Annotated in this window: 14 protein-coding genes; 4 read left to right on the forward strand and 10 right to left on the reverse strand. The window is 63.9% G+C overall.

The features are described from left to right. Positions 1 to 22 precede the first annotated feature (22 nt). A complete protein-coding gene (locus tag ACOI1H_RS12200) occupies positions 23 to 343 on the forward strand; it encodes a DMT family transporter (protein WP_422437802.1) in 321 nt (106 codons plus the stop codon). A 64-nt stretch (positions 344 to 407) separates the two neighbouring features. Here the strand turns inward: ACOI1H_RS12200 and ACOI1H_RS12205 are convergent, their stop codons facing one another. Continuing rightward, positions 408 to 1,736, reverse strand: a complete 1,329-nt coding sequence (locus ACOI1H_RS12205; RefSeq protein ID WP_422437804.1) for a DEAD/DEAH box helicase — start codon at positions 1,734 to 1,736, stop codon at positions 408 to 410. A 350-nt stretch (positions 1,737 to 2,086) separates the two neighbouring features. Between ACOI1H_RS12205 and ACOI1H_RS12210 the strand changes: the two genes are divergently transcribed. After that, on the forward strand, positions 2,087 to 2,896 hold the full coding sequence (locus ACOI1H_RS12210; RefSeq protein ID WP_422437806.1) for a division plane positioning ATPase MipZ: 810 nt from the start codon (positions 2,087 to 2,089) through the stop codon (positions 2,894 to 2,896). Between the two features lie 47 nt (positions 2,897 to 2,943). Here the strand turns inward: ACOI1H_RS12210 and ACOI1H_RS12215 are convergent, their stop codons facing one another. Together ACOI1H_RS12215 and ACOI1H_RS12220 are read right to left on the reverse strand one after the other, a co-directional pair. Next, positions 2,944 to 3,537, reverse strand: a complete 594-nt coding sequence (locus ACOI1H_RS12215) for an alpha/beta hydrolase (RefSeq protein ID WP_422437807.1) — start codon at positions 3,535 to 3,537, stop codon at positions 2,944 to 2,946. A 3-nt stretch (positions 3,538 to 3,540) separates the two neighbouring features. Next, positions 3,541 to 4,470, reverse strand: coding sequence for a VOC family protein (locus tag ACOI1H_RS12220; protein WP_422437809.1), 930 nt, complete (start codon positions 4,468 to 4,470; stop codon positions 3,541 to 3,543). Between the two features lie 96 nt (positions 4,471 to 4,566). On the opposite strand from ACOI1H_RS12220, the gene ACOI1H_RS12225 reads away from it, so the two are divergent. After that, positions 4,567 to 5,472 carry a LysR family transcriptional regulator gene (locus ACOI1H_RS12225; RefSeq protein WP_422437810.1) on the forward strand — a complete coding sequence of 302 codons (906 nt, stop codon included), beginning with the start codon at positions 4,567 to 4,569 and terminating at the stop codon, positions 5,470 to 5,472. Positions 5,473 to 5,476: 4 nt separating this feature from the next. On the opposite strand, the gene ACOI1H_RS12230 is transcribed toward ACOI1H_RS12225, so the two are convergent. Further along, positions 5,477 to 6,307 (reverse strand): 3-keto-5-aminohexanoate cleavage protein, encoded by an 831-nt coding sequence (locus ACOI1H_RS12230; protein ID WP_422437812.1) that lies wholly within the window; start codon positions 6,305 to 6,307, stop codon positions 5,477 to 5,479. Positions 6,308 to 6,657: 350 nt separating this feature from the next. Here ACOI1H_RS12230 and ACOI1H_RS12235 point away from each other — a divergent pair, with 350 nt between their 5' ends. Continuing rightward, positions 6,658 to 7,266, forward strand: a complete 609-nt coding sequence (locus tag ACOI1H_RS12235; protein WP_422437813.1) for a Crp/Fnr family transcriptional regulator — start codon at positions 6,658 to 6,660, stop codon at positions 7,264 to 7,266. Between the two features lie 59 nt (positions 7,267 to 7,325). On the opposite strand, the gene ACOI1H_RS12240 is transcribed toward ACOI1H_RS12235, so the two are convergent. From ACOI1H_RS12240 to ACOI1H_RS12265, 6 genes are all read right to left on the reverse strand, one after another. Continuing rightward, entirely contained in the window at positions 7,326 to 7,919 is a 594-nt protein-coding gene (locus ACOI1H_RS12240) for a hypothetical protein (RefSeq protein ID WP_422437814.1), read from the reverse strand. A gap of 46 nt (positions 7,920 to 7,965) precedes the next feature. After that, on the reverse strand, positions 7,966 to 8,535 hold the full coding sequence (locus tag ACOI1H_RS12245; protein WP_422437816.1) for a DUF3618 domain-containing protein: 570 nt from the start codon (positions 8,533 to 8,535) through the stop codon (positions 7,966 to 7,968). Next, positions 8,525 to 8,923 carry a phage holin family protein gene (locus ACOI1H_RS12250; RefSeq protein WP_422437817.1) on the reverse strand — a complete coding sequence of 133 codons (399 nt, stop codon included), beginning with the start codon at positions 8,921 to 8,923 and terminating at the stop codon, positions 8,525 to 8,527. Before ACOI1H_RS12250 ends, ACOI1H_RS12245 begins: the two co-directional genes overlap by 11 nt. Before the next feature lie 2 nt (positions 8,924 to 8,925). After that, positions 8,926 to 9,441, reverse strand: coding sequence for a hypothetical protein (locus tag ACOI1H_RS12255; protein ID WP_422437819.1), 516 nt, complete (start codon positions 9,439 to 9,441; stop codon positions 8,926 to 8,928). Positions 9,442 to 9,564: 123 nt separating this feature from the next. Next, the gene (galE, locus tag ACOI1H_RS12260; RefSeq protein ID WP_422437820.1) at positions 9,565 to 10,584 is read right to left on the reverse strand and encodes a UDP-glucose 4-epimerase GalE; all 1,020 of its coding nucleotides are present in this window, start codon (positions 10,582 to 10,584) and stop codon (positions 9,565 to 9,567) included. Positions 10,585 to 10,636: 52 nt separating this feature from the next. Next, positions 10,637 to 11,029, reverse strand: a complete 393-nt coding sequence (locus tag ACOI1H_RS12265; protein ID WP_422437822.1) for a rhodanese-like domain-containing protein — start codon at positions 11,027 to 11,029, stop codon at positions 10,637 to 10,639. Positions 11,030 to 11,165 lie beyond the last annotated feature (136 nt).

Here is an 11,165-nt window from a genome sequence, read left to right on the forward strand (position 1 = left end):
CCTGAAACGAAAGGGGCAGGACATGGCCTGGCTGATACTCGTCATCGCCGGACTTCTGGAAACTGCATGGGCCGGTCTGTTGAAGACCGTCGCGGCAAAGCCCGCCCCCGGACTGGTTGCCTTGACCGGCGCGCTGATCGTCGCGAGCATGGTGGCACTGGCGTGGGCCATGCGCACGCTGCCCGTCGGCGTGGCCTATCCCATCTGGACAGGCATCGGATCGGTCGGTGCCGTCGCGGTCGGCGTTCTGATCTATGGCGAGGCGATTTCCCTGACCACGGTCGCGGGGCTGGTGTTCCTGATCCTCGGTATGGTGTTGCTGGGGCTGGGCGGCAATCACTGATCCGTCGCATGCAAAAGGGGCGCGCCATGACGGCGCGCCCCGATCGCATCACATACCTTCAGGCTCAGGCCGCGGACCGACCGCGTCCACCGCCGCCACCGCCACCGCCACCGGCGCGGCGACGCTGGCCCTGCGGCTTGCCTCCGGCGGGCTTGGCGGCCGCATGGGCCGGCTTGCCGCGACCAGCACCGCCACCCGGCGCACCGCGACCACGGCCACCGCCGCCACCACCGCCGTTCGGGCGCTTCTTCTGACCCGGCATGATCTCCCACGGACGGCCGGAGGCAATCGGGATCTCTGCCTTCATCGCCTTTTCGATATCCTTCAGCTCAATCATCTCGTCGGGGGCGACCAGTGCGATGGCGGCACCGTCGGCACCGGCGCGGGCGGTCCGGCCAATGCGGTGAACGTAGTTTTCCGCCACGTTCGGCAGATCGTAGTTGTAGACATGGCGCACACCCGGAATGTCGATACCGCGCGCGGCGACATCGGTGGCCACCAGGACGCGGATCTTGCCCGACTTGAACGCCTCGATCGCGCGTTCGCGCTGACCCTGGCTTTTGTTGCCGTGGATCGACGCGGCGGCGAAACCCTTGGCTTCAAGCTGCTTGTACAGCTTTTCGCAGCCATGCTTGGTGCGGCCAAAGACCAGCGCCAGTTCGTCGCGGTGCTTGTCCAGCAGATCGACCAGCAGGTCGGTCTTGGCGGCCTGCGCCACGAAATGCACCGACTGTTCGATCTTGGCGACAGCCTGCCCCGGCGGGTTCACCTGAACGCGGACCGGATCGTGCAGAAAGGCGTCAGCCAGTTCCGCCATCAGTTTCGGCATGGTGGCCGAGAACATCATCGTCTGGCGCGGCGTCGCAAGCAGCGGCGCGATGCGACGCAGGGCGTGGATGAACCCCATGTCGAGCATCTGGTCGGCCTCGTCCAGCACCAGATAGACGGTCTCGTCCAGACGGATCGCGCGGCGGTCCAGCAGGTCGATCAGGCGACCCGGCGTTGCGACCAGCAGGTCGACGCCGCCTGCCAGACGCTTGGTCTGCGCCACGATACCAGCACCGCCGACGACAAGGGCCACCTTCAGGTGCGATCCCTTGGTGTAGTCGGTCAGGTTGTCGGCGATCTGTTTCGCCAGTTCACGGGTCGGCGCCAGCACCAGACCGCGGGCAGTCTTGGCGTTGGGCTTCACGCCCGCTTTCATCAGCGCGTCGATCATCGGCAGGCCGAAGGCCGCCGTCTTGCCGGTGCCGGTCTGCGCCAGCCCCATCACGTCACGGCCATTCATGGCGTGCGGGATGGCCTGCGTCTGGATCGGGGTCGGGTCGGTGATGCCTTGCTCGGCCAGTTTGGCCACAAGGCGGGGCGCGAGGCCCAGCATGTCAAAATCCATCGGTATTCTTTCCGGGCCACATCGACCCAAGCGGTTCGGGCGCACGGGGTGTGCGCGGCAACAAAAGGTTGCGCCGAAATCCTGACAGTCAAAGCCGCATTGCCCTGACGCCGATCTGGCGCTGGACCCCCTGCGTGATCATGGGAACCGAAGTTGGCGACGGTGATTTGCGGGGCATCATTGCCCGGCCCTGCTCACGCGGCAGGATCAATCGTCTGGGGCGCAAATGGACCCTTGTTGCGCAACTGTCAAGGGGCTTGAAAAACGCCCGGCCATCGCGCGCTTGCGCTTTCATCGCCACGACACACAAGATAAAGTGTCCCCAACCGACAAAAGGCGTGGGGCAGGCTGTGGCGCATATCATCGTGGTGGGCAACGAAAAGGGCGGCGCGGGCAAATCCACCGTCGCCATGCATGTCGCCACGGCGCTGGCACGGATGGGCCACAGGGTGGGCACGCTCGACCTTGACCTGCGGCAGAAAAGCCTTGGCCGCTACATGAACAACCGCCAGCAATACCTTAAGAGCGAGGGGATCGACCTGCCCTCGCCCGCCTATGCCGACCTGCCCGAGATCGACCAATCCGCCCTTGGCCCGAACGAGAACATTTACGACCACCGCCTGTCGATGGCCGTTGCCGGGCTGGAACCCAATAGCGATTTCATCCTGATCGATTGCCCCGGCAGCCATACGCGGCTCAGCCAGATCGCACATTCCCTTGCGGATACTCTCGTCACCCCGCTGAACGACAGTTTCGTCGATTTCGACCTGCTGGCCCATGTCGATACGGCCGGCGAGATCATCACTGGACCCTCCGTCTATTCCGAAATGGTCTGGAATGCCCGCCAGTTGCGCGCGCAGGCCGGACTGTCACCGATAGACTGGGTCGTCGTGCGCAACCGTGTCGGCGCCCAGCAGATGGTCAACAAGGACAAGATGGAGCGGGTGATCGAGAAGCTGGCCAAGCGGATCGGCTTTCGCATTGCGCCCGGCTTCAACGAACGGGTGATCTTTCGGGAACTGTTCCCGCGCGGCCTGACCCTGCTTGATCTGCGTGACATCGGGGTCAAGAACCTGAACATCTCGAACCTCGCGGCCCGTCAGGAACTGCGGGATTTGATCAAGGCGCTGAACCTGCCGGGTGTCAACGCCGACTTCTGACCCGTGGCATCCTGCGGGGGCGGCCTGTGCCGCCCCGCAGGTCTGCGTCAGGCATCAAGCGCCTTGCGGATCGCCGCGATTTCGCTTCGGTCGATCTCGTGGCCGCCGGGGTGCCAGTGCAGGTCCAAGTCAGCCCCCATGCCCGCCAACGCGTCCGCCAACCCCTGCGTCATGGGTGCCGGGCAGATCGGGTCGTGGCGGCCGGCGGTTATCAGAACCCTCACACCAGCCATTGCCGGGTTGTCGGGCGGCGTCCAGGGGATCAGCGGATGCAGCAGCACCGCCTGATCGAACAGGCGCGATCCGTCCAGCATCATGGCCGCCAGAATGTTCGCGCCGTTCGAATAACCCAGGCCGATGACCCGCGACGGCCGGACCTGCGCGATGGCAGCACTGACGAAATACCGCATCGCGGCCCGGCGCTGGGCCAGATCATCCATGTCATAGACCCCCTCGCCCGTGCGGCGAAAGAATCGTGCCGCCCCGTTTTCGCTGACATCGCCTTGCGGCGAGATCACATGCGCCCCCGGCACCAGATCGCTGGCCAGCGCGTGAAACTGGTCCGCGCTGCCCCCTGTGCCGTGAAAGGTCAGCACCAGCGGTCCGCCCGTCTGACCAGTCGTTTCCGAAAACCGATACATGGATCAATCCCCCAAGGGTTGCAGGTGCTGTTCCAGATAGGGCCGCAGGCTCTCGTGCCGCGTCGGCAGTTTCAGGCCCTCGCCCAGATGCGCGCGGTCTTCGTCGCGATCAAAGCCGGGCTCGTTGGTCGCGACTTCGAACAGGACGCCGCCGGGCGTACGAAAGTAGATCGCCCAGAAATAGTCGCGGTCGATGACCGGCGTCACTTGATAACCTGTGTCCAGCAGGGCCTTGCGGACCTCGAGCTGCGCGGCGCGGTTTTCGACGGCGAATGCGATGTGATGCACCGATCCGGCCCCCTGCGTGGCATGGGGTGCGGTTGCCGACGCCTCAAGGTCAATGGTGTCCGCACCGGTACCGCCCGCGACGATGAAGCGGGTCACGTTGTCCCGCGTCTCGGCCTTCTGATAGCCCATGAATTGCAGAAGCTCGGCTGTGGCACCGGTGTCCTGCACACGCAGCGTGGCACCGTGAAAACCCCGGATCGCGTGGTCGGGATCGATACCGTTGCCGGTCCAGCCGTCGCGGCTGTCGTCGGCCACCTCTGTCACGGCAAAGGATTCGCCGTCGAAGGTGCGGAACGCCACGCGCTGTTCGCCGAACCGGTCGATGCGTTGCACATCGGCAGCACCGGCACCCAGACGATCGGCCCAGAACGACAGACTGCCCATGGGGACGGAAAAGACGGTCTCTCCGACCTCGCCCGTGCCATGCTGGCCACGGGCCGCATCGTGAAACGGGAAATAGGTCATGACGCTGCCGGGGGTGCCGACCTCGTCGCCATAATACAGGTGATACACGTCGGGCGCGTCGAAATTGACGGTCTTCTTGACCCGCCGCAGACCCAGCGTCTGCGTGAAGAAGGCATTGGTTTCGGCCGCGTCGGACGCGATGGAGGTGACGTGATGAAGGCCTTTGATCTGGTGCAGCATGATATGCTCCTCATTCCTGATGACTGACAGATAGCACTGGACAGTAGTTGCGATAACCGCAACGCTTTGCGCGAATTCATTGCAGGATGCGCAATAATGTCGGGTCAGCTGGAACAGATCGCGACGTTTCTGGCTGTAGCCGAGGCGCAGGGCTTTGCCCGCGCCGCCAAGACCCTTGGCGTGGCTCCGTCTTCCGTCACGCGCACGGTGTCAGAGTTGGAGACGCGGCTGGGCGTGCAGCTTCTGGTGCGCACGACGCGCCGGGTGTCGCTGACGCAGGCCGGCACCGCATTCAGATCGCAGGTTGCACCGCTTGTGGGCGGGCTGAGCCGTGCGCAGGACGATGTCCGCGCCTTTCAGACGACGTTGAAAGGCACGCTGCGGGTCTCTGCCCCCCTGTCGTTCGGCCTTCATCGCCTTGCCGAACCGCTGATCGCGTTTCGCTCCGACGTGCCTGAAATCGATCTTCAGATCAGCCTGACCGATCGCTTCGTGGACATCCTGGCCGACGATCTGGACATGGCGCTACGCATTTCCGGCGTGCCGACGGACCTGTCGACGATCTGGCGCAAGATCGCACCGGTGCCACGCTCTCTTGTAGCGTCGCCGGAATATCTGAACGCGCGTGGCCGGCCTCAGACGCCCGCTGATCTGACGGATCATACCGCACTTGCCTATGCGCACCTTGTCGAAGGTCCGGTCTGGCAACTGACCGATGCGCAGACGGGACTGACAGAACCTGTGCGTGTCCCGACAGGGTTCAGTTGCGACAACGGCGACCTGCTGGCCCAGATGGCCGTTGCAGGTCAGGGCATCGCCCTTCTGCCCGATTTCCTTTTGCGCGCCGCCATCACCGACGGTCGGCTCGAGAGGTTATTGCCCGGCTGGCACCTGCCCGAAATCTGGCTGACAGCATTTTTCCCGCCATACCGTCGCCTGCCCGCCGCGCTGGACCGGTTCACCGACTGTATCGCGACGACCCTTGGCGGCGCGCCGCTGTAGGCGATCAGGCCGCGCGCAGCCCCAGCATGGCCCGCGCCTGCTGCCATGTCGCGACCGGGCGTTCATACTTTTCGCAGACGGCGACGGTGCGCTGGACCAATGCCGCGTTCGATGGCGCAAGCCGGTCGCGATCCAGCCGGATGTTGTCCTCGAGCCCGGTCCGCGCGTGCCCGCCAGAGGAGATGGCCCAGTCGTTCAGCACCGCCTGATTGGGACCGATCCCAGCGGCACACCACGGCGCACCGGGGAACAGCCGGTTCACGGTCTTGATATAGAAGTCAAAGACCTCTCGGTCCGCAGGCATGGCGTTCTTGACCCCCATGACGAACTGCACATAGGGCATGTCCTTGATCTTGCCTTCCTTGAACAGCCGGGCAGCGCCCAGGATATGGCTCAGATCAAAGGCCTCGACCTCTGGTTTCACGTCATACTTCATCATCTCGGCCGCCAGCCAATCGACCAGATCCGGCGGATTTTCATAGACGCGGCTGGGGAAGTTGTTCGACCCCACAGACAGCGACGCCATGTCGGGCCGCAGCGAGAGCATTCCGCCCCGCGCCTGCCCCGCGCCGGACCGGCCGCCGGTCGAGAACTGGATGATCATGCCGGGACAGTGCTGTTCCAGCCCTTCCTTCAGCAGCGCGAATTTTTCGGGGTCGCTGGTCGTCGATTCGTCCGGATTGCGAACATGCGCGTGGCAGATCGTGGCACCCGCCTCGAACGCGGCCTGTGTGCTTTCGATCTGCTCGGAAATCGAGATCGGAACAGCGGGATTGTCCGCCTTCCTTGGCACCGATCCGGTGATGGCGACACAGATGATGCAGGGGTCAGACATGGCAAACTCCGGTGAATATCGTGGCACTATCGCGCCCGGGTCCCCGAATGAAAAGTCCGGTTTGGCGGTTCAAGACAGCTTGCAAGATTTTTTTCGAAAACTTTATCGCAATTAAACCAGTTTATATCGTGAAGACCGGCCGTCGCGTATCAAAACTCTTAATGATCCGTCGTCGCCGCGTGCAAGCGGGTCCGCGAACGGTCACCCTGCAAACGAGAGATTCAATGTTGAAGTCGACCCAGAGTGCTTTTCTTAATCGAATATGTCGTCACGTCGTCCTGACGGAAGCGGAACGCAGTACGCTATTGCGTTTGGAAGGCCCGTCCCTTCAGCGTGGCAAGCGGGATGACGTGTTTCCGACCGATCGGCCAGAGGACAGAATCGCTATCGTTCGGTCCGGCTGGGTCGTGTCCCGCGTCCACAGCAAGAACAACCAGACCACGATCACGCAGATCTACATGGCGGGCGACCTGATCGGCTTGTCCGACATCGGCTTTGGCGAGCCACCGCACGACACGACGATGCAGACCGACGGGACGATCAATCTGGTCAGCCGTCGCGCCCTGTGTGATCTCGCGACGGAACACCCGCGGCTTTTCGCATTGCTGCTTTCGCTGGCCAGCCTTGACGCGACGGCGCTGAATGATCGCATTCATGCCATTACGCGTTACCCTGCCGAAGACCGGCTGATGCATTTTCTCTTGACCATCAAGGGCAAGTCGGAACAGATCAGCGACCATGTCTCGGACCGGTTTCCCCTGCCGTTGTCGCAGAAAGAGATCGGCGATGCCCTGGGGTTGACCGATATCTACGTCAACCGCTTGTTGCGCGGTCTTCAGAAGTCGGGGCAACTTTCCCTCAGCCGCCCGAATGTCCGCATCACGGATCGGGCAGGCTGGGAAGAGCGGCTGAATTTTCGCGACCGCTACGCGCATGTCGATCTGAGCTGGGCCAGCTGAACGACAAGGGGCTCCGGTGATCCGGAGCCCCTCGCCTTTCGCTAGGCTGACGATACGCGTTACTTGTCGGCTGCTTTCGCCGCCTTGTCGGCGACCCGGTCAGCCGTCTTGCGCGCCTTGTCCTCGGCCTGCGACGCCGCATCCTTGAGGGCGGATTTGGCAGAAGACGCGGCGTCATGGGCGGCGGTATCGAGTTCGGAGCGTGCAGCGCTCAGGGCCCGTTCCGCACGCGAGCGTTCCTCGTGATAGATGCGCTCGGCCTCATCCATCAACGCATCCCGGCGCGCACCAAGATAGCTGTCTTCGGTCCGCGTCTTGGGCAGCAGGGCGGCGATCGCAGCCCCGATCGAAAAGGCGAGCGCACCGATCACGAGAGGCTGACGTTCAAACAGGTCGTTCGCGGAATCGCGACCCGACGACATGGCACGGCCGGCCTGACGGCGCGCTTCAACGGCCCGGTGGCGGGCTGCGATCACACGCTCGCGGGCCGCTTCCGACAGACCTTCCGTGCCTTCGGCCAGCCGTTCGCGCCAGCCACGCGTTTCGGTGCCGGAGTTGTGGCTGCCCTTATGCATGGTTTCATTCGTGTCGTGTGCCGAACTGTGGGCCGCGTCACTTGCGGAGCTCGGAATATCGTTTGCGGCATTGCTCATGGCATGGTCCTTTATGAAATGTGGGTCACTTGTCCCCGTGTGAAGTTCAGGGGCGCGACAGGGTCAGTTTGTCGTCGTCGCGCGCCCAAGTGGGTTCGGGATCATAGGGCGGGATCGGCTGGGATTCGGGCACCACTGTGCCGGCCCAGACATCTGCGTCCCGTTCCAGTCGTGCGGCGGCCGCATCGGCAGGGCTGGTGTCGTAGCGATGTCGTTCGGGAATCGTCGCCGGCTTGACGGGAGCCATGCCGATCCGCGGCTTGCGCGTGCCGTTGCTGCGGTCAGGGGTCACGGCACTGATCGCAAGCCAGGCCACGCCCAAGCCGATGACCGCAAACGGCCAAGGGTTCTTGCGGGCGCTGCGGCTGACCATGTCGCTGGCCGTGGAGATCTGATCGCGCAGGACAGTGGCCACGTCGCTCGTGACGGACCCGACCTGACCGCGCACCTGCGCCGTCACGTCGTTGATCTGGGCACGGACTTGCAACCGGACCTCGTCCATCAGCCCATCGACCGTCAACCGGTCCTGAAGCGTTTCAAGATCACGGCTCAGGCGGGCACGTTCTGCAGCGATGTCCGCCTCGATTTCTGACGGCTTGCGGTAGTCACCGGTCATTGTAGGCCTCCTTCAGCATGTGTGCGTCGGCCTTGAGGTTGTGGGCTGTGCGTGTCGGCGCGATGCTCGACAGCTTCAGCCGCTTGATCCCGACCATCACGAGGATGGCGGCAATGATCAGAACGACGACGCCGACAAGAACCGTGGCCCAAAGCTGCCCGATCCCGGCCAGAACCAGTGCAGAGATCACTGCAGTCGAAAGGACGGAAAGTCCGATGAAGGCTAGGATGACGGCACCGACCAGAAGCCCCAATGCACCGCCGGCGCGTTTGAGGTTCTGGTCCACTTCTGCGCGGGCCAGATCGACCTCCTGCCGCAGCAGGTTGCCGATGCTGCCCAACACGTCCGTCAACAGCGAACCGGTGCTGCGCGGGTCTTGACGTTCCATGTTCACCCCCGCCCGTCAAAGTCTGCGTTGCCATGACGCGGCGGCATGAACTCGTCATTGTCGGCATAGCTGTTGTGTTCTGACGCCTTGGCGAAACGGCTGGCAGCAAAACCGGCAAGAGCCGCGCCTGCAAGGAAGGTCAGCGGATGGCGGCGTGCAAAATCGCCGACATCATGCAAGGCTGTCCCGAGATCCTTGTTGCGAATGGCGTCAGACGCATCCGCCAGCGATTCCGCGATCTGCCCAAAGGTGCGTTCCTGCGGGCTGCCCGTGCGGCTTTCCTGTGCGGCCTTGCGCAGGGCTGTGGCGACATTGCCCACCTCTTCCGCGGCGGCACCCTTGGCGGCATCCGCGCGGGAGGTCACTTCGGACCTGATCGTCTCCTTGGCGTCATGGGCCACGGATTTCGCCTGCGCGGTCACGTCGTCCACGACGGTTTTCGCGCGGCCCGACGCATCATGGGCGGCAGCTTCGGCCTGACGCTTGGCGTCGTCGATGGATGGGTTGGTATCGGTCATTGCGCATACTCCGGCTAGGCCGAGGCGGTTCGTATCGAACCGATCTGCGGCGGTTGTGTCATTGGTGACAAAACCGCACAGGCATCCTTTTGGTTCCGGAGTTGCTGGGTTTTTAGGTGGCGGTCATCGTCCGGGCGTGCGAAAGCCCGCGGGATTGCCCGACTGCCACGCCCATGTGCTGGCCGCCATGTCGTCCAGCGTATGCGTCGCACGCCAGCCAAGTTCCGCATGGGCACGCGTGGAATCGGCCTGCATCGCGGCAATGTCGCCTGCGCGGCGCGGGGCAATGACTGTCGGGATCGGATGGCCGGACGCCTTGCGAAACGCCTCGACCATCTGCTGCACGCTGTAGGGCTGGCCGGTCCCGATGTTGAACGGCCGCGCGCCCTTGCGCTGCGTCGCATAGTCGACGGCCGCAACATGGGCGCGCGCGAGATCGACGACATGAATGTAATCGCGCAGCCCGGTGCCATCCGGTGTATCGTAGTCATCGCCGAACACGTTGACATGTGACCGTTGCCCGACAGCGACCTGCGCGATGTAGGGCATCAGGTTGTTCGGCACGTCCGCCGGGTCCTCGCCCAGCGTGGCAGAGGCATGCGCACCGACCGGATTGAAATACCGCAAAAGGACCGCCGACCCGCCGTTGGCCGCAGCCCAGTCGGTCAGGATGTGTTCCGCGATCATCTTGGTGCGGCCATAGACGGACGTGGGGTTCAGGGGATGCGCCTCGTCATAGGGCAGATACACCGGCTCTCCGTAAACCGTGGCCGACGACGAAAAGATGATCCGCCGACACCCTGCGACATCCATCGCCCGCAACAGGGCCAGCGTCCCGTTCACGTTGACGTCGTAATAACCCAGAGGATCGGACATGCTGTCACCGACGGCCTTGAGGCCGGCGAAATGAATCACGACCTCTGGCCGGAAATCCGCCATGACCCTTCGCAGCGTGTCGTCGTGGCGCACATCGCCTTCCACGGCCGTCACCGTCCCGTTGGTCAGCATGCGCACGCGGTCCAGCACGACGGGGCTGGAATTGGCGTAGCTGTCCATCACGCAGACCGCATGTGCCTGCCCCAGCAGTTCGACAAGGGTGTGGCTGCCGATATAGCCTGCCCCGCCAGTCACCAGAACGCGCATGAGTCTCTCCCGCAGCTTCTGGTGCCGTTCCTAGGCGAGGCTGCGTTCGGGATCAATCGCGTGGTGCAGGCATCTCGACCGGGCCGCCCTGTGCCACCCAGTCACCGAACCCGTCGCGCAGGTGTGCCGCGTCGAACCCCATGTCCTGCAAGGCTGCAACGGTCAGCGCCGACCGCCACCCCGACGCGCAGTGGAACACGAACCGCTTGTCCTCTGCAAAAATCGGCTTGTGGTAGGGGCTGGCGGGATCGACCCAGAACTCGATCATCCCGCGCGGCGCATGAAAGCTGCCGGGAATGAACCCGTTCCGGCGTTCGCGAACATCGCGCAGATCGACGATGACGACATCGGGATCGTCCGCCATTGTCATGACCTCCGCGGTATCAAGCTCTGTGATCCGGGCGCGGGCGGCGGCGACCATCTGGGAAACGGGCGTGATCGGCATGCGATTCTGTCCAGACTGCAAGGGCGGCCTGACGCGGGCCTCGCCTTCATTCACACCGGCTGTGCGGTGGGCGTCAAGCGCAGGCGGTCGGCAATGGTGGCAGCGCGGCCACCTTTTCGCGGTCAACTGCGGCTTT

The sequence above is a fragment of the Loktanella sp. DJP18 genome, assembly GCF_049310965.1.
Lineage (GTDB): Bacteria > Pseudomonadota > Alphaproteobacteria > Rhodobacterales > Rhodobacteraceae > Loktanella.